The sequence below is a fragment of the Streptosporangium sp. NPDC002544 genome (genome assembly GCF_040295965.1).
Taxonomy (GTDB): Bacteria; Actinomycetota; Actinomycetes; order Streptosporangiales; family Streptosporangiaceae; genus Streptosporangium.
Window position 1 is genome coordinate 81,125 of the sequence record NZ_JBEOWJ010000012.1, and the last position, 17,315, is coordinate 98,439.

Here is a 17,315-nt window from a genome sequence, read left to right on the forward strand (position 1 = left end):
CTGTTTGAGCCACTGGTGCTGGTGTGGGACAACTTGAACACCCCCATCACCGTTCGACACCTTCACGTCGCCGTGGTGCACCGCCGGTGAGCATCACGGGCAGAGCAGCGGCCACGCTGTCGGGGCCAGTCGGCAGCTGGGTTGCGGCGCTGGTGCGAAGGCCGTCCAGGAGGAGGGCGATATGACGCCGCCAGGCGTCGGGGGCGGCGGCGCTGGTGGTGCGGGTCAGGTGGGCGTTCAGCCAGAACATCACGAAGACGTCGTCGGGGGTGAGGTCAGGACGTAGTGAGCCGTCGGCCTGGGCCTCGGTGATGAGCCTGGTGCCGAAGGCCACGGACTCGTCGCAGATCGCTGCCAGCGCCGTGGCGTCCTGGTAGGAGCGGGCGATGATGTCGTTGAGTGCGGTATCGGCGGCCTGGAGTGCGCACATCTCCTCGATGTAGACGGCGAACCGCTGCCACGGACTGGTCTGCTCCCGCGCCCGCTGCATTGCTTGGCCCAGCTTGGCCGCGGCGAGATCCGGGACGACCACGTCGATCAGTTCCTGACGGCTTTCGAACCGGTTGTACAGCGTCCCGATGCTGACCCCGGCGCGCTGGGCGATCTCCTCCAGGGGCACGCTCAGGCCACGTTCCTGGAACACCTCGACCGCGGCGCTCTTGAGTTTTTCCAGGTTGCGGCGAGCATCCGCGCGCATGAAACCTCCCAAAGGCTAACTTGACGATGCTCCTCAAGTTAGTGTTAGCATCGCAAGGAACTTGAGAACATGTCTCAACTTACCATTGTGGGAGGCCGTGACATGGCCAAGACCATCGCCGTATTCGGCGCCGGAGGCGGGATGGGCCTCTCGCTCGCCCGCCGCTTCGGCCAAGAGGGCTACCGGGTCGCGCTGGTCGCCCGGCGCCGCGAACCCTTGGACCAGCTGGTCGCCGAGCTGGCCGCCGACGACATCGAGGCGGCGGCGTTCGTCGCGGACCTGCGTCGCACCGAAGACGTCCCGGCTCTGGTCGCGTCCATCAGGGCGCGCTTCGGGCGGATCGACGCCGTGGTGTACTCGCCGTTCAGCCCCGCCACCCTCATCCCCGCCGCCGAGCTCGACGCGGCCACGCTGCGCGACTGGGTCGACCTGTACCTGCTGACCCCGGTCGAGCTGGTGCACGCGGTGCTGCCAGAGATGCTCGAACGCCGTGCCGGCGCCATCGTGACGGGGTACGGCTACTCGGTGCTCGAGCCGTCGGCGGGCCTGTCCGGACCGGTCCCGGTGCTGGCCGCCGCCCGCAACTACATCCATACCCTGCACGACGAGCTGGCAGAGCACGGCGTCTACGCGGGCGCGGTGGCGGTGCGCGCGCTCATCGATCGCAGCGAGGCCCACCAGGCCGTGCGCTCAGGCGACATGCGGCTGGCGGTCGACCTGCCGGTGATCGACCCGGACGAGCTCGCCGACCTCGTCTGGGCGCTGGTGCGCAGGCGGGACCTGGTCGAGGTGGTGCACCCGTGAGGTACAGCGTCTCGGTCGACGTGCCGGTGCCCATGCGCGACGGCGCCGAGCTCGCCACCGACATCTGGCTCCCGCAGACCGGCGGCCCGGTCCCGGTCCTGCTGGTGCGCAATCCGTACGGCAAGCACGTGCTGGCCAACTACGGGTTCACCTCGCCCAACATCTTCACCCTCGTCGAGAACGGCTACGCCGTCGTCGTCCAGGAGTGCCGCGGCACCTTCAACTCCGCCGGCGACCACACCCCGCACGTCAACGAGTCCGCCGACGGCGCGGACACCGTGACCTGGCTGACCGGGCAGGACTGGTGCGACGGCAACATCGGCACCTGGGGCGTGTCCTACCTCGGGATGGTGCAGTGGCAGGTCGCCGCCACCGGCGTGCCCGGCTTGAAGGCGATCGCCCCGGCGATCACCTCCGCGGACCTCTACCGCGCCCCGTACTACTCGCCGGGCGGCGCCTTCTCCCTGGACACCATCTTGACCTTCACCTCGCTCATGAGCGCCAACGACGTGACGCGAAGGCTGCGCTCCGGCAAGGGAGAGGCGGCCGACCTGGTCGGGCTGGGCGAGGCGCTGAACGACATGGACGCGTTGGTGGCGGCCACGCCGACGGCGGAGCATCCGCTGCTGGCGAAGTACCTGCCATGGATCTTCGATCAGGCGATGGACCACCCGGATCGCGACGACGTCTGGCAGGAGCTGTCGGCGCTGGACAGGGCGGCCTCCATCACGGTGCCGGCGTTGAACATCGGCGGCTGGTACGACCCGTTCCTGGGCGAAACCATCCACGCTTACGCCGAGATGAAGCAGCGCGGCGGAACGGCCGAGGCGCGCGAGGGACAGCGGCTGATCATCGGGCCATGGAGCCACACCACGGTGAGCGGGGTCTTTCCCGACCGCAGCTTCGGGATAGGCGCCTCACCTGAGGCGGCCGACATGACGGGTGCGCATCTGGCGTTCTTCGACCGGTGGCTGCGCGGCCGGAAGGATGCGCTCGACAGCATGGCGCCGGTCCGGATCTTCGTTATGGGCATCGACCAGTGGCGTGACGAACAGGGCTGGCCGTTACCCGACACCCGATACATCCCCTACTTCCTGGACGGCTCCGGTCCCGCCAACACCGCGGTCGGTTCCGGGTCGCTGACCTCGGATAAGCCCGAGAGTAACTTCACCGATGCCTACCTCTACGACCCGCACCGGCCGGTGCCGACTCTGGGCGGCTCCGTCATGCGGCCGACCGGCTTCAACGGCCCCACCGATCAGCGCCCGGTCCAGAGCCGTGACGACGTGCTGTGCTTCAGCAGCGGCGTCCTCGATGAGGCCGTGGAGGTGACCGGACCCGTGTCGGCGACCTTGTTCGTGTCGTCGTCGGTGGTCGACACCGACTTCACGGTCAAGCTGGTCGACGTCCACCCGGACGGCCGCGCGATCAACCTGTGCGACGGCATCCAGCGGATGCGCTACCGCGACTCGCTGGAGAAGCCGGAGCTGATGGAGCCAGGCGTCGTCTACGAGATCACCGTGGACCTGCTGGCGACCTCGAACGTATTCCTGCCGGGGCACCGGATCCTGGTGGAGATCTCCAGCAGCAACTTCCCGCGCTTCGACCGCAATTCGGGCACCGGCGGCGTGATCACCCGTGAGCACGAGTCGGAGATGGCTGTCGCGCTCAACCGGATCCACCACGGCCCCTCGTATCCAAGCAGGGTCACCCTCCCCGTCATCATCCGCGAGCCGACTCAGGAGTAGCGATGCTCGGACTCATGCAGGACCGCCCGCTCGCCCTACCCCACCTCTTCCACCGCGCCGAGCAGTACTTCGGCCACAAGACGATCATCACGGCCGAGGCCTCCGGCGAGACCACGACGACGATCGCCGACATGTGCGCGCGGGTGCGCAGGCTCGCCACCGTGCTGGACATGCTGGGCGTCAGCGCGGACGGGCGGGTCGGCACATTCTGCTGGAACACCGCCCGGCATCTGGAGCTGTACCTGGCGGCGCCGTGCACCGGCCGGGTGCTGCACACCCTCAACATCCGGCTGTTTCCCGACCAGTTGGTCTACATCGTCAACCATGCCGAGGACGAGGTCGTCTTCGTCGACCGCTCGCTGTTACCCGTGCTGTGGCCGCTGACCGACCGATTGGAGACCGTGCGCACTTGCGTGGTGATCGACGACGGATCCGACGCCCCGATCCCCGACGACCCGCGCATCGCCGACTACGAGCAGTTGCTGTCCGCGGCGCAGCCGTACAGCGGCACCTTCCACATCGCCGACGAGAACACCGCCGCCGCGATGTGCTACACCTCCGGCACCACCGGCAACCCGAAAGGGGTGGTCTACAGCCAGCGCTCGACGGTGCTGCACTCGCTGATGACGCTGATCGCCGACGGCCCGGCGGCGCTGTCGGAACGCGACGTGGTGCTGCCGGTCGTCCCGATGTTCCACGCAGGCGCCTGGGGCCTGCCGTACGGCGCGCTGCTGGCGGGCGCGTCCTTCGTCTTCCCGGGCTCGAACATGACCCCGCACGCGATCGCCTCGCTGCTGGAGCGGCACAAGGTGACCGTCACCGGCGGCGTGCCCACCATCTGGATGGGCGTCCAGCCGCTGCTCGCCGAGCACGACCTGTCGTCGCTGCGCACGATCCTGTGCGGCGGGTCGGCGGTGCCGAAGGCGCTGTCGGCGGCCTACCGCGAGGCCATCGGCGTGCCGATCCTGCAGGCATGGGGGATGACCGAGACCAGCCCGATCGCTACCATCGCCCGGCCCGGCACCCAGCACGCCGCCCTGCCGGAGGACGAGCGTGACGGCGTACGCGCCCGGCAGGGCTTGGCCGCACCGCTGGTCGAGCTGCGCATCTGCGACCCCGAGACCGGCGAGCCGCAGCCGTGGGACGACACGGCCACCGGCGAGGTACAGGCGGCAGGGCCGTGGGTCGCCAAGGAGTACTACCGCGCTGAGGGCGGCGGTGCGCAGTTCACCGAGGACGGCTGGTTGCGCACCGGCGACGTCGCCACGATCGACCGCCACGGCTCGGTCCGGCTGGTCGACCGTACCAAGGACCTGATCAAGTCCGGCGGCGAGTGGATCGGATCGGTCGAGCTGGAGAATGCGATCATGGCGCATCCGAAGGTCGCCGAGGCGGCGGTGATCGCCATCCCGCACGAACACTGGGTAGAGCGCCCGCTGGCAGTTGTCGTGGCCAAGGAAGGCGAGGCACTCACCTCCAGCGAAGTCCTCCAGTTCCTCGCCGAGCGGGTCGCCAAATGGTGGGTACCCGACGTGGTGGAGTTCATCGACGAGATCCCCAAGACCAGCGTCGGCAAGTTCTCGAAGAAGACGCTCCGTGAACGATTTGGCGGCTATCAGGTCAGCGAGCCCATGGCTGAGCCGCAGAGGGCAGACCGTTGATGGTGGCATCGCTCTGCTGACAGCCGATGTCTTTCATCCATGAGCGAGTGAGGGGCACCGGCGTCAGCTGTAACGTCGACGGCTGTTTCGCGGCCTGACCAGATCGGACCCGGACGACGAGTAGGCACGGCCAAGGGCTCCGGTTGCGGGCGACACGGAGGCCGAGGGCCGATGGCGACGGCGGTCATGGGCCGGCCATTTGGACGCTTCGGCGTTCGCGGCCGGGGTCGGACTGCTGGCGTCGACCTGGTGGCGCCAAGTCGCGGCATCGCAAGCCGGAGAACGTCCGTCGGTACTTCAAGCCGGCCTCGGAGGCCGGGGCATCCGCCAAGGAGGCTGGTTCGGCGGCGGCCGGGACGGGGCGTCACCGCGCGGACGCGGGTGGCCCCGGTGTCGGCGCCGCCCGCGCTCGGTTCGAGGTCGTTCGGGACGGACGCTGTTCAGGGTTCGATGATCAGTTTGCCGACGGTGTGGCGGGATTCCAGGTCGCGTCGGGGACGGGACGAGTGCGGCGGCGGGGGCCAGGAGGTGGGTGGTGTAACTGCCGGGCACGTGATACCAGGCCACGCGCCGGCCGACGTGGAGGTCGTCGGTGCCGGGGCCCAGTGCGCGGATGACGCCTGAGCCCTCGACGCCAGGCGTCGCGGGCGGTCGGACGGTCGGGTTGAAGCCGAGGCGGGTGGAGACGTCCATGAAGTCGACGCCAATGGCACGTACCTCGACCACGGCCTCGCCCGGCCCCGGCCGCGGTATCGCGGCCGAGGTGAGGGTGAGGACGTCGGCCGGCCCGAAGCGCTCGAAGGTGATCGTGCGGGCTTGGGGCTCGTGGGCGCTCACTTGGTGATCACCGCGACGTCCGCGAGGAGGTTGGCGTTGCCGGTGTGGTGGACGGGCCGAACGCGCGCCCCGGTCAGCTTCCAGCCCTGCTCGGTGCGCTTCAGGTCGTGCTCGCCCCGGGCATAGGAGCACTAGGTCCGGCGGTCCTCCATCTCCCACAGGTGGTCGAGGACGTGCCAGGCGATGCGGCGGGCGGCGTAGCGGACGGGCCAGCCGCCGGGGACCGGCGGCCCTCCTTCGGAGGGCCGGGACAGCACCTCGGCGAGATCCGCGCGCATCGCCGCCAGGTCCGCGGGCTCGCGTGGAGGCTTGTGGCGGACGCCGACCTTGCGGGCGTACGCGCGCTCGGCCTCGACGACGTGGGCGACCATCTTGTCGCGGTCCCTGCCACCGCCGCGCGGCCCCTTGCGCAGTTCCTCAGGCGAGGCGGCGGCCGCCTCGCCGAAGAGCTTCCAGGCCGCCTCGACCAACGCGACGGCCCGAGCGGCCTCCGCCTCACCGACCGGTTCGGCGTCGAGCGAGGGGATCGCCTCGATGGCCCCGAAGTCCGTGGTGGTGCCGCCCTTGGCCCGCTCCACCACCACCGGGTCCGCCGGCTCGAAGAGCAGCCCCGCCCGCTCCGCGACGACCCGGTAGCGCGGCGCGTACGTCACCAGCGCCTCCAGCGCCTCCTCCTCGGATCTGCCGATCCGGCACCAGCCCGGCCACTCCACCGAGCAGGCGAAGACCTTCTTGGCACCGATCTCCAGGTAAACACGTGTCATGCACGGCAGCATGGCACCCGTACCTGACAGATCACGGCAGGAATACTCCCCGCCCGGCGGACAGGCCCTAGTCGATCAGCTCGATCAGGTCGGCGACCGAGTCGACCACCCGGGAGGGACGGAACGGGTAGCGGTCGATCTGGTCCCTGCTGACGACCCCGGTCAGCACCAGGATCGTGTGCAGTCCCGCCTCCATGCCGGAGACGATGTCGGTGTCCATCCGGTCACCGATCATCGCGGTGCTCTCGCTGTGGCCGTCGATGGCCCGCAGCGCGCTGCGCATCATCATCGGGTTGGGCTTGCCCACGAAGTAGGGCTCCACCCCGGTCGCCTTGGTGATCATCGCGGCGACCGCGCCGCAGGCGGGCAGCGACCCCTCGTTGGAAGGCCCGACCGCGTCGGGGTTGGTGGCGATGAACCGGGCGCCGCCCTCGATCAGCCGGATCGCCCGGGTGATCTGGGTGAAGCTGTAGGTGCGGGTCTCGCCCAGGACCACGTAGTCGGGGGCGATGTCGGTGAGCACGTAGCCGATCTCGTGCAGGGCCGTGGTCAGACCGGCCTCGCCGACCACGTACGCCGAGCCTCCGGGGCGCTGGCCGTCCAGGAACCTGGCGGTGGCCAGCGCGGAGGTCCAGATCGACTCCGGCGGGATGTCCAGGCCTGCCGCGCGCAGTCGTACGGCGAGGTCACGCGGGGTGTATATGGAGTTGTTGGTCAGGACCAGGAACCGCTTGCCGGACTCGCGCAGCCGGCGGATGAACTCGTCTGCACCGGGCACCGGGTGTCCTTCATGGACGAGGACCCCGTCCATGTCCGACAGCCAGCACTCGATCGGCTTGCGCTCGTCCACCGTTCTCCTCTGTTCCGGCCGTATATGTACGAGAACCAGGATGGCAGGGCAAGGCCGACAATGCGCCATCAGGCTCGCACATCAGAGCATCGCGCAGTTGAACGGCCGCCCAAACGGGCCTCCGGCCACCGCACGGTACCGGACCGCCCCTACCCGTTCCCGCTCCGGCCCCTGTCCGCGGATCTTGCCGTGGCGGGGAACGGTGGGCGAAAGCCCCAGGGGCCATGGCCTAACGCACGGTCCGCCAGGTCTGTTCCTCGATCAGTTCTCTGCTCCGCCAGCCGTACATGGTGCGGACCAGGCGGTGGTGGTACCAGCCGCCGCCGCGGATGAGCCCTGCGGTGTCGGCGGCGATCATCTCCCTGGACGGCGCGAGCGTGTCGGTGAACGAGGCGGTGACCGCCGCCTCGTCCCCGTCGAACCTGATGGTCATCACCCCGATCAGGTGCTGGCGTCCCGGCCAGGTCGGCAGCACCTCGGCGAGCCATCGCCGTGCCTCGTCCCTGCTGCCCCTGATACCGCCCGCCGAGGTGTAGTCGATCACCGCATCCGGGGTGAAGACCAGGTCGAGCCGTTCCCAGTCTCCGGTGTCCACCGCGTAGGCGTACCTGGCGAGCAACTCGCCGATCTCCAGCCGGTCCGCCATCTCCTGTGCCCTCATGCCCCTATCGAACCAAACGCTTGATCAGGGCGCGAGTGCCTCCAGTGCCGCCTCCGCCCTGCGCATCGACTCCTCGGGGTCGGCGTCGGGCGATCCGATCTCCGGATCGAAGTTGAGGTCGTGGAAGACGTCGGTGACGCCCTTGGCCGCCAGCCTGTCGACGTCCTGCCTGATCTCCTCGAACGAGCCGGTCAGCGGCCCTCGTCCGGCCGTCCCCGAGGGGCGGATGCGGGTGACGCCCCGGGTGACGAAGCGCAGCGCCTCGGGATCGCGCCCGGCGTCACGAGCGGCCTCCTTGGCGACGGAGATCTTCTTGTCGATCTCGTCGAGGTCCTCACGGCTCGAACTGATCCAGCCGTCCGCCAGCCGCCCGACGCGCCTCAGCGCCACCTCCGCCGACCCGCCCAGCAGGATCGGCGGCACGGTGGGCGGTTTGGGATCCTGGTACGCGGCCGGCAGCTCGTAGAACTCGCCGCTGTGCTCCACGACCTCCTCCGTCCACAGGCGCCGCAGCAGCGGGACGAACTCCTCCCCGCGCCGCCCGCGCCGCTCGAACGACGCCCCCGAGGCGGCGAACTCCTCGGGCAGCCAGCCCAGCCCGAGTCCCACGTCCAGCCGCCCGCCGGAGACCGCCTGCAGGCTGGCCAGCTGCTTGGCCAGCAGCGCCGGCGAGACGAACGGTATGTTGAGCACCGCGACCCCGAGCCTGATCCGGCTCGTCAACCCCGCCAGGTAGGCGAGCGTGACCACCGGGTCGTGCACGCTGCGGTAGATCGGGCCCATGTCGTGCCCCTGCGGATAGAGCAGACGCTGGAAGGTCCACACCTCGTGGTAGCCGAGTTCCTCGGCCCGGCGTGCCACCCGCGTCATGTTGCCCGGCGTCGCCCATGACCCCGACACCGGCACCGCAAACCCGATCCTCATATCTCGTACTTTATGCGGCTGCTCGGCAAGATCCTGGATCGAGTGGTTCACTTTCCCGGTGGACAGCGACGATCTGATCGACACATTACGCCGGATCGGCGTCGAGTACGGCGGTGTGGCCGGCACCGTGCTGCCGACCAGGCCGGACGTGATCATCATGCGGGCCGGCTCCGTCGTGGTCAAGGCGCACGCACCGGGGGCGGAGCGGGAACCGCTGGTGGAGCGGATGCGGGCCACCGCCCATCCGGCGCTGCGCCAGATCATGCTCCAGCCGGTGACCGAGGAGGTCATGACCGCCGGGGATCGGCTGGTCACCGTCTGGCCGGCCGGGACTCCGGTGGACCCCGAGGATCCGGACGCGGCGCCCTGGGAGGCCGCCGCCCGGCTGCTGGCACGGCTGCACGCCGTACCCGCGCGGACCCTGCCCCCGCTGGGAGCCGCGGGAGGGCCGAGCCGGGTGGCCGCGACCGTCGCCCGCCTGGGCGACCGCTCCGCCGCCGAGCTGGCGGTACGCCGGGCCTTCGGCTGCCTGCCCTCCCCTTCCGCGGGCCCCGGCGGCCTGACCCACGGCGACTGGCACATGGGCCAGATGGTCCGCGCGCCGGACGAGTGGATCCTCATCGACATCGACGACCTGGGCGTCGGCGACCAGGCGTGGGACCTGTCCAGGCCCGCCGCCTGGTTCGCGGCCGGGCTGCTGGAACCGCAGGTGTGGCACCGCTTCCTGGATGCCTACCGCGCCGCGGGCGGGGGCGCCGTCCCTCCGGACGGTGACCCGTGGGAGCGGCTGGAGATCCCCGCGCAGGCGATGACCGTACAGCTCGCGGCGGCGGCGGTGGCCACCGCCGGGCGGGCGGGGCGCCCGCTGGACGAGGTCGAGGAGATCCTCGTCGAGGCGTGCCTGAGGATTGTCCGACACAGAAGCGCCTGCCATGCTGTGCCCACGCAGTAGGTTGTGGTTACTTGGTAATCACGCCCGAAAAAGGAGACCAGCCAGATGCAGTGCCCCAAGTGTCGGGGCGCCATGCGCACCTACGAGCGCAACGGCGTCCACATCGACCAGTGTGAGAGCTGTCGCGGAATCTTCCTGGACTACGGCGAGCTTGAGACGCTGACCCGCATGGAGAGCCAGTGGTCACAGCAGTCCCACGCTGCTCCGCCGCCTCCTCCGCCGCCGCCCGTGCACGGCGCTCCCGGCTACGGCGCTCCCGCCTGGGGTGCACCGCACCACGGTCACTACGGTCACCACCGCCAGCGCAGCTGGGTGGGGATGCTCTTCTCGACCTGATCGGAGCCGGGGGAACACAGGGACCGCGATCTCACGACGAGATCGCGGTCTTCGCGTCCGTGGCGGCCCACCGAAGAGCAGGTCAGCCGGGGAAGTCGCCCGGCTTGATCCGCTTTGGCTTCACGGTGCCCCCCATGACGGCGTGCAGGGTGATCGTCCAGTCGGTCCAGCGGATCTGGGCCGCGGTGTAGACGGTCCTGAACCGCACGGACTTGCCGAACTGCTCGAAGTCGCACGACCGGGTGAAGCTGCGGGCCTTGGAATCCCAGTCGCTGCCGAAGGTGTAGTAGATCTTGTAGCTGCCGTCCCGCACCCCCCGGATCTTGAACTTCGACTTCTTTCTGACGTACACGGTGACCGCCTTCCGCTTGCCGCGCACCAGGACGACGACGGCGTCCTGCCGGGTGCCGTTGCGCAGTTCGAGGAAGGCGCGCCCCGGACGGCCCTCGGAGGCGATGAATCTGCCGTTGGGCAGTCGGCGGGTGCGCTGCTTGGGCGCCTTGACCGAGATGACGCTCGCCGGATATCCGCTCAGCGCGTCGGCCGCCTTCTCCACATCGGACAGCTCCCCTGCTCTGTCCATGCCGGTCAGCACGGCGGGGCCGGTGCAGAACCGCTGTGCCTCGGCGTCCCGGCGGGCGCCTCCGAAGGCGACCGACAGGGCGCGCAGGGCCTCGACGTAGTCGTCGTGCTGGACCTTCACCTCCGCGGGAGGGGCCAGCTCGGCCAATCGGGTCACCGCGCCGTCCACCGCGGTGGAGGCCTGCTTCAGCCGCTTGTCGAGGGTCTTCAGCCCGCCGGTCGCGGCCAGCTTCTTCACCGCGGCACGCACCGGGCCGCGCGCCTTCTCCAACTCGGTCCGGTACTCCTCGGGCGTCAGCGTCACGACGGCGGGTGAGGTGGCGGGTGAGCCGGTGGGCGGCGAAGAGGCCCGGCCGCCGGACCCCTGGCCCACTCCGGCCACACCGCCCGCGGTGGCCGGGCCGACCACCTTCTCGTCAGAGGACGCGGTGCAGGCGGTCAGGGCCACCAGGGTTGCCACGGCACAGGCGAGGATACGGGGGGTAGTCACTTACCAAACTATTGCCGCATCGATCATTGTCCGTCAAACAGTGCCGGAAAATCGGTGGTCTCCACCAACCCCCTCCCGATTCACGGACAGCCACCGGGTGACACCGGCGGATCCCAGGAACGACAGGTCGTGGCTGACCATGACGAGTGCGCCCCGATAGGTCTCCAGAGCCTGGGCGAGCTCTCTGACGCCACTGGGATTCCGCAGGAAATCGTCATCGGGACAATAAAGGGTCCGCCGAGGTCGGATATGCGCCGGGCCGGAAAGGCGACTCGTGCGACGCGGTGTCCGAAGCCTCAGCACCCCAACGGCCCCTCCTGCGGGAGGGGAATATGACAGTACGCCTCTGGTCCTGTCAAGCCTTTTCCCGCACCCTCCGCCATCTGGAGCCCCGAACCGGTTTCGGCTGTTTCCCGGCGGCCGATATGGCGGCGCGAGGTCATGTCCGCCACCACGGACGGGACAACATGATCTACCCCCACACCACCCGGAGGAGCGGAGGCTGACATGTCCCCTCATACCGACCAGTACGGGTGAACATCCTCGGCCCGGCTCTCGCCGGAGTGCGTGGAAGAAAACGGTGAAAAGCCCAGGTGCTTACCTAAACCGGGTCTTTCACCCCCGAAGGCCACCCGCGCCATGAGGAGTTCCCGGAAAACCATGCCATCGGATCAGGAGAGCTTTGGAAACAACTACCCTCGCCACTTGAGGTGTAGCTCAGAGTGATTAAACGCCTTTGATTAATTCTTGTCGGGAACCCTAGGGCAATCAGACTGAACCGCTACCTTTGCCTCCCTGAGATGACCGTTCTCACGCTTCGCACCTAGCGTGAGTCAGATCCGGACGCCAGGTCGGGTGTCGTCCTCGATACCGGTCAGGCGTCTTGGCAGCCCGGGTATCTCCCAGGGTTCCACCGATTCGGCAGGAGTGATCTCTCATGATCATCCTTAGGAACATGCTCGCAGCCGGTGCGATGGTCGTCTCAACCCTCGCCGCCCCCGTAGCGATGTCGGCCCAACCCGCCAGTGCCGGCACTGTGGCACAGGAGGCCACCACGACCGTCTTCACCTCCGCTCAGAAGCCCTGTAGGGAACACGCGAATCCCGCGAGGTGCTTCGCCAGGCGCCACGGCGGTGGCGGTGGCGGCGGTGGCGGTGGAGGCGGCGGCGGCTGATCCACCGGCAGCCTCGGAGACCATCGCCAGATGCATCCGAGACCGCTAGAAACACCGGCGCCCGCCCGACGATCGGGACGGCTCCGGCAGTGAGCCCGCGTCAACAGATCGGGATGTTCCGCACCGGTCGCCCTCGGCGACCGGTGCGGATCCCGATCACTGCCGAGACGTCGCCCGGATCTCAGCCGGACGGCCGGACCACGAGGAGCGAGCGCGGGCGCTTGGTGAACTCCGCCTCGCCCGTGACCGTGAACGTCTCACCGTCACGCGCCAGCGGCAGCCGGCCCGAGGGAGCCGAGAGGCGCAGCGTGTCGGCCTGCCACTGCTGGTAGTGGCGTGAGAGCTTCACCCTTGCGGCCAGCAGGCTGAGAAACACCCGCACCCGGGGCAGCCGGTCGGCGGCGGCGAGCACGCGGATGTCCAGCAGACCGTCTTCCAGGCGTTGCCGCCTGGCGGGAGCAGCACCGCGTGCCTCGTAACGACAGTTGCCCACGAACACCGTCCAGACACGCCTGGGCACACCGTCCACGATGAGATCCACCGGCCGCGCGCCCCCGGGGCCGAGGACCTCGGCCATGGCCCAGAACAGCGCGGGCCACGTGCCGATCCGGCTCTGCCGGCGCTCCCTGCTCTCCGCCAGTGCCTGGTAGAGGCCCACACTGACGGAGTTGACGAACGTCCGGCCCGCGACCTCGCCGACGTCGACGGCCACGAGGTCACCGTTGCGGTACGCCTCAGCCGCCTCCTGCACGGTCTCGACTCCGAGCGCGCGGGCGAATCGGCCGCGGACGCCTGTGGGGACGACCAGCAGCGGGGTCGCCGCGCCCGCCGTCTCCTGTGCCGCGAGGTTGACCACGGCGTCCCCTCCGGCCACCGCGAGCACCTTGGCCCGCGAAGCGGCGTCCCGCACGGCGGCTCCGAGGTCGGCACCCGGCGCCACCTCGACGACCTCGGCCCGGGGAAGGGCCGCGCGTAGCGTCTCCGCCGTTCCCGCGGCGGCGTCGGCCGCGCCGTCGACCACGGCGACCGCCCCCTCGCCCTCCGGGTCGAGCAGCGCGGAGGGCGCCGTGAGGGCGGCGCGGGCGTGCCCCGCCTCTCCGGCGTCGGGCCAGATGCGGCGGGTGACCAGTCCCGCCGCCACGCCGATCCCGGCCCCCGCGAGCACGTCGCCCGGATAGTGCACGCCGGTGTAGACGCGGGAGAAGCAGACGGCGGCCGCGAGAAGCGCGACGGGGACCGCGACCGCGCGAGGCGCCTCCATCGCCACGGCCGCGGCGAAGGCGGCCGCCGAGGCGGAGTGGCCCGAGGGGAACGACGCCGAGGTGGGCATCTTGATCAGCCGGGCGAGCGGTAGCCCTTCTGCCGATGGCCGGCTCCGGCGGAAGGCCTGCTTGCCGACCAGGTTGACCAGCGGGCTGGCCAGGCTGACCGCGAGCAGCCCTCTGGTCGCGGCGCGGCGCAACGGCCGGCGCCCGCTGACCGCGAACGCTCCAGCCACCCCGGCCCACAGCAGGGAGTTGTCCGCCGCGCGTGACAGCGCGGGCACGACGCGTTCAAGACCGGGCAACCTCGCGCTCGCCACCATGGCGAACACCCTCCGGTCCAGCCTGCTCAGCCGTGAGCTCAACCGCATGCGTCACACCCTCCCGCGACGACGAAGAACGATGACAGACGAACGGACAGTCATTTGATTCTGCCGTCTACCCTGACAGGCGGTGCCCGGCACGTCCCCACCGCTTCCATGCTTCTTGTCAGAACGGCTTTAACGACACGGTCCCGCTAGTCGTCCGCCACATCCTCCGCCCCGGCCTCCGGCGCGGCGGGGATCGCCGGCTCGTAGCCCCGGGCGGCGAGTTCGGCCTCGATCGCGGCGCAGACGGTCTCCACCACCGTGACGCGGGCCAGGCGTTTGTCGTCGCCGGGGACCACGTGCCACGGCGCCTTCGGATGGTCGGTACGTGCGAGCATGTCCTCCACCGCGGCCTCGTACAGCGGACGCTTCTCGCGGTTGCGCCAGTCCTCGTCCGTGAGCTTCCAGGCCCGCAGCGGGTCACCGGCCCGGTCCTGGAAGCGCCGTAGCTGCTCGTCCTCGGAGACGTGCATCCAGAACTTGACCAAGATCATGCCTTCGGCCGTGAGGGTCCGCTCGAACTCCACGATCTCCCCGTACGCGCGGGACCACTGCTCCTCGGTGGCGAAGCCCTCGACCCGCTCCACCAGCACCCGGCCGTACCAGGAGCGGTCGAGCACGGTCATCCCGCCCCAGCCGGGCAGGACCGGCCAGAACCGCCACAGGAAGTGGTGACGCTTCTCGTCGTAGGTCGGCGCGGCGAACTGCGCGACGCGAACGTGGCGCGGGTCCAGCGGGCGCACCAGCCGCTTGATGGCACCTCCCTTGCCCGAGGCGTCCCACCCCTCGAAGACCACGCACAGCGGCGGACCGATGCGCTGCTCGCCGACCTGACCGCCGAGCGTGAGCCGCAGGTGGAGCAGGCGTTCGAGAGCGGCGTCGAGCCGCTCGGAGGCCTCGTTCTTGGTGAGCTTCCGTGACAGGTCAACCTCAGCCAGGCGATTCATGCTGACAAGCCTCGCATGTCCCATCCCGTGGGCACTCCCGAAGAGCGGCTCCGGTCGCGCGCCGTCAGGTCAGGCGTTCCCGGTAGACCTCTCTGGCCCGGCCGATCAGGTCAAGATGGTCGGTGAGCTGCCCGGCCGTCTCGAAGACGCCCTCCTCACGAAGGAGCGCCTCCAGGGTGTCCAGCCACTCCAGGCACCAGCCGACGTCCTCGGCCCTGGCCACGTGACGGCCGCCCACGTCGAGGTAGACCGGGCTGGTGTGGGCGTACACCTCGCCGGTGAAGGACCGCTCGTGCGGGCCACCGGTGGCGAGGGCGACCACGTAGGTGGGGTCGCCGACGACCAGTTCCGCGGTCAGTTCGCCGGGCGGCCCCTCGGCCAGCACGCCGTCGGCTGTGCGAATCTCCAGCCGCTGCACCTCGGGACCCACCGACCGGGCGGTGATCGTGATCCGCTCGCCCGGCGACAGGTCCAGGGTGGCACCGGGGCCGTGGCCTCCGGCCGACAGCTCCAGCCAGGGGCCGGTGGTACCGAAGGTACGGCCCCTCCTGACCGCCTCGGCGAACGACGCGGCGCTCAGCGCTCCGTCCACCCGGGCGTAGACCCGCGCCCAGCCGGGCGGGTTGGACTGGTTTCCCCGCCGGGCGAAGGAGACCATCGCATCGGTCCCCGCGGTGACCGCGATGCGGTTGCCCGCCCCGATCAGGCGCCGGTAGACGGCGGCGGTCGCGGTGATCGAGGTCTGGCTGAGCACGTCGAGGGTGTCGACGAGGCCGAGGGCCGCGTCGGCGACGATCTCCCTGGAGGAGCAGTTGCGTCCCCACAGCAGTGCCTTGTCCGGTGCGTCGGCGTCGGCGAACGGCGTGTGGAAGGGATGACTGTAGCCGGTCACGGCGCCGAGGCCGCGGAGTTCCTCGCAGGCGACGCTGTTGGGCGGCCAGTCGGCGGTGCCGAGGAAACCCGTGTGGAACCGTGAGGGCGGAGCCGAGACGCCGAAGGCGTAGAGGTGGCCGAGCAGGTCGTTGCGGTACTCCACACCGATCCTGGCCACGTGCGAGGCGTCGGACCAGGGCAGGTCACGTCCCGCCCAGTGCTCCAGCGCCTCGGAGTCGTAGACCCGCTCGGAGGAGACGTTCCCCGCGACCAGGTTGAGGACGTGCAGGTCCTCGCCGTGCTGCATGGCCCCCGCGAGCTCGGGCGTGCCGACCATGTCGCCCGCCCAGTTGAGGTGGACGTGCATGTCCCCGCCGTACCAGCCGAGGGCCGCCGCGTCGTAGAGCCGCTCGGGGGTCAGCTCGACGAGGGTCTCCTCCCCCGCGGCCGGGGTGAGCGTGACCTCGGCGGAGCCGTACTCCATGCCCCTGGAGACCCGGACCGTCAGCGTCTCGGCCGGGACGTCCAGGACCAGGTCGTCGCCGTGGAAGTAGGGCATCACGTGGTAGTCGTACCTGTCGGGGGCACCCTCGGGATACCAGCCCTGCCCGTGCTCGCCGTACACGCTCCACTTGCACGCCAGGCCCGCGCGCACCCGCAGGCGGGCCGCGGGGACCCGGCGTGCCAGTGACGACAGGTCGACCGGTAGGCCGTCGGCGACCACCTCGCTCCGATTCGTGATCTTGATGAGCCGGGCACCGCCGGGGCCGACCACGTGTGCCCGCCCGTCCACCAGCACGGTGACCGGCTCCGGCCTGGCGGAGTCGACCAGCAGCGTCGTGCGCAGGGGGCTGCCGTCCAGCACGGCCCGCGCCCGCGCCTCGACCACGGCGCCCTCCCTGGTGAGGCGGAGCGCGGCGAGGTTGTCGAGCACCCTGCCCGCCAGGACAGCGCGGACCACCTCGTCCATGTCCAGCTCGTCGAGGCGGTCCCCGATCTCCTTGAACGGCATTCCCGGGTAGCGGGCGCCGAGCATGCCGTAACAGACCTCCCAGAAGGTCGTCGTGCCCATCAGGTAGGCGTCGGTGGCCATCGACTTGACGTAGAAGATGGGATCCTCACCCCAGGTGACCCCGTGCTCGGCCAGCAGTGCCCGGTACTCTCCGAGCGCCCGCGCCACGGTGAGAGGCATGTTCGGATCGTCACACATAGGGCTCTCCACGCGGTAGGACTCCCGGTGATCGCCGCTATCGTGACACGCCGGACACGGGGCATCGCGTACACGTGTCCGAGGGGAAGGGATTCATCCCTGCCGGAGGGACAAAAACGCTCCCGGGACGGTGACGATCCGCCCCGGAGGTGGGCGTGCCCACCGTGCGGGACCA

General features: G+C 70.0%; 15 protein-coding genes. 5 read left to right on the top strand and 10 right to left on the bottom strand.

The window, feature by feature from the left end; genetic code table 11:
- Positions 1 to 46: 46 nt before the first annotated feature.
- The gene (locus ABT061_RS20050; protein WP_350919642.1) at positions 47 to 697 is read right to left on the bottom strand and encodes a TetR/AcrR family transcriptional regulator; all 651 of its coding nucleotides are present in this window, start codon (positions 695 to 697) and stop codon (positions 47 to 49) included.
- A 102-nt stretch (positions 698 to 799) separates the two neighbouring features.
- Here ABT061_RS20050 and ABT061_RS20055 point away from each other — a divergent pair, with 102 nt between their 5' ends.
- The 3 genes from ABT061_RS20055 to ABT061_RS20065 are packed head-to-tail and all read left to right on the top strand — an operon-like array spanning position 800 to position 4,910.
- A complete protein-coding gene (locus tag ABT061_RS20055; RefSeq protein ID WP_350919645.1) occupies positions 800 to 1,501 on the top strand; it encodes an SDR family NAD(P)-dependent oxidoreductase in 702 nt (233 codons plus the stop codon).
- Positions 1,498 to 3,249, top strand: coding sequence for a CocE/NonD family hydrolase (locus ABT061_RS20060; protein WP_350919648.1), 1,752 nt, complete (start codon positions 1,498 to 1,500; stop codon positions 3,247 to 3,249). Before ABT061_RS20055 ends, ABT061_RS20060 begins: the two co-directional genes overlap by 4 nt.
- A 2-nt stretch (positions 3,250 to 3,251) precedes the next feature.
- Positions 3,252 to 4,910 (top strand): long-chain fatty acid--CoA ligase, encoded by a 1,659-nt coding sequence (locus tag ABT061_RS20065; RefSeq protein ID WP_350919651.1) that lies wholly within the window; start codon positions 3,252 to 3,254, stop codon positions 4,908 to 4,910.
- A gap of 297 nt (positions 4,911 to 5,207) precedes the next feature.
- Here ABT061_RS20065 and ABT061_RS20070 read toward each other — a convergent pair whose 3' ends face one another.
- The 5 genes from ABT061_RS20070 to ABT061_RS20090 all read right to left on the bottom strand — a co-directional run bounded on the left by ABT061_RS20070 (position 5,208) and on the right by ABT061_RS20090 (position 8,946).
- A complete protein-coding gene (locus ABT061_RS20070) occupies positions 5,208 to 5,906 on the bottom strand; it encodes an alcohol dehydrogenase catalytic domain-containing protein (protein ID WP_350919654.1) in 699 nt (232 codons plus the stop codon).
- Positions 5,879 to 6,511 carry a hypothetical protein gene (locus ABT061_RS20075; protein ID WP_350919657.1) on the bottom strand — a complete coding sequence of 211 codons (633 nt, stop codon included), beginning with the start codon at positions 6,509 to 6,511 and terminating at the stop codon, positions 5,879 to 5,881. Before ABT061_RS20075 ends, ABT061_RS20070 begins: the two co-directional genes overlap by 28 nt.
- Before the next feature lie 67 nt (positions 6,512 to 6,578).
- Positions 6,579 to 7,361 carry an HAD-IIA family hydrolase gene (locus ABT061_RS20080; RefSeq protein ID WP_350963040.1) on the bottom strand — a complete coding sequence of 261 codons (783 nt, stop codon included), beginning with the start codon at positions 7,359 to 7,361 and terminating at the stop codon, positions 6,579 to 6,581.
- A gap of 229 nt (positions 7,362 to 7,590) precedes the next feature.
- Positions 7,591 to 8,022, bottom strand: coding sequence for a nuclear transport factor 2 family protein (locus tag ABT061_RS20085; protein ID WP_350919660.1), 432 nt, complete (start codon positions 8,020 to 8,022; stop codon positions 7,591 to 7,593).
- Positions 8,023 to 8,046: 24 nt separating this feature from the next.
- Positions 8,047 to 8,946, bottom strand: coding sequence for a TIGR03619 family F420-dependent LLM class oxidoreductase (locus ABT061_RS20090; RefSeq protein WP_350919663.1), 900 nt, complete (start codon positions 8,944 to 8,946; stop codon positions 8,047 to 8,049).
- A 58-nt stretch (positions 8,947 to 9,004) separates the two neighbouring features.
- On the opposite strand from ABT061_RS20090, the gene ABT061_RS20095 reads away from it, so the two are divergent.
- Together ABT061_RS20095 and ABT061_RS20100 are read left to right on the top strand one after the other, a co-directional pair.
- Positions 9,005 to 9,898, top strand: a complete 894-nt coding sequence (locus ABT061_RS20095; protein WP_350919666.1) for a phosphotransferase family protein — start codon at positions 9,005 to 9,007, stop codon at positions 9,896 to 9,898.
- A 45-nt stretch (positions 9,899 to 9,943) separates the two neighbouring features.
- Positions 9,944 to 10,234 (top strand): TFIIB-type zinc ribbon-containing protein, encoded by a 291-nt coding sequence (locus ABT061_RS20100; protein ID WP_350919669.1) that lies wholly within the window; start codon positions 9,944 to 9,946, stop codon positions 10,232 to 10,234.
- Between the two features lie 82 nt (positions 10,235 to 10,316).
- On the opposite strand, the gene ABT061_RS20105 is transcribed toward ABT061_RS20100, so the two are convergent.
- From ABT061_RS20105 to ABT061_RS20120, 4 genes are all read right to left on the bottom strand, one after another.
- Entirely contained in the window at positions 10,317 to 11,306 is a 990-nt protein-coding gene (locus tag ABT061_RS20105) for a hypothetical protein (RefSeq protein WP_350919672.1), read from the bottom strand.
- Between the two features lie 1,355 nt (positions 11,307 to 12,661).
- Positions 12,662 to 14,113 carry a bifunctional phosphatase PAP2/diacylglycerol kinase family protein gene (locus ABT061_RS20110; protein WP_350919675.1) on the bottom strand — a complete coding sequence of 484 codons (1,452 nt, stop codon included), beginning with the start codon at positions 14,111 to 14,113 and terminating at the stop codon, positions 12,662 to 12,664.
- Positions 14,114 to 14,259: 146 nt separating this feature from the next.
- Positions 14,260 to 15,057, bottom strand: coding sequence for a polyphosphate kinase 2 family protein (locus tag ABT061_RS20115; RefSeq protein WP_350919678.1), 798 nt, complete (start codon positions 15,055 to 15,057; stop codon positions 14,260 to 14,262).
- A gap of 64 nt (positions 15,058 to 15,121) precedes the next feature.
- The gene (locus ABT061_RS20120) at positions 15,122 to 17,122 is read right to left on the bottom strand and encodes a CehA/McbA family metallohydrolase (protein ID WP_350919681.1); all 2,001 of its coding nucleotides are present in this window, start codon (positions 17,120 to 17,122) and stop codon (positions 15,122 to 15,124) included.
- Positions 17,123 to 17,315 lie beyond the last annotated feature (193 nt).

Excerpts from the sequence above, each read along its gene's own strand:
- ABT061_RS20085 (WP_350919660.1), bottom strand. The coding sequence starts at position 8,022 with ATGAGGGCACAGGAGATGGCGGACCGGCTGGAGATCGGCGAGTTGCTC.
- ABT061_RS20115 (WP_350919678.1), bottom strand. The coding sequence starts at position 15,057 with ATGAATCGCCTGGCTGAGGTTGACCTGTCACGGAAGCTCACCAAGAAC.
- ABT061_RS20090 (WP_350919663.1), bottom strand. The coding sequence starts at position 8,946 with ATGAGGATCGGGTTTGCGGTGCCGGTGTCGGGGTCATGGGCGACGCCG.
- ABT061_RS20065 (WP_350919651.1), top strand. The coding sequence starts at position 3,252 with ATGCTCGGACTCATGCAGGACCGCCCGCTCGCCCTACCCCACCTCTTC.
- ABT061_RS20110 (WP_350919675.1), bottom strand. The coding sequence starts at position 14,113 with ATGCGGTTGAGCTCACGGCTGAGCAGGCTGGACCGGAGGGTGTTCGCC.
- ABT061_RS20075 (WP_350919657.1), bottom strand. The coding sequence starts at position 6,511 with ATGACACGTGTTTACCTGGAGATCGGTGCCAAGAAGGTCTTCGCCTGC.
- ABT061_RS20100 (WP_350919669.1), top strand. The coding sequence starts at position 9,944 with ATGCAGTGCCCCAAGTGTCGGGGCGCCATGCGCACCTACGAGCGCAAC.
- ABT061_RS20050 (WP_350919642.1), bottom strand. The coding sequence starts at position 697 with ATGCGCGCGGATGCTCGCCGCAACCTGGAAAAACTCAAGAGCGCCGCG.
- ABT061_RS20055 (WP_350919645.1), top strand. The coding sequence starts at position 800 with ATGGCCAAGACCATCGCCGTATTCGGCGCCGGAGGCGGGATGGGCCTC.
- ABT061_RS20120 (WP_350919681.1), bottom strand. The coding sequence starts at position 17,122 with ATGCCTCTCACCGTGGCGCGGGCGCTCGGAGAGTACCGGGCACTGCTG.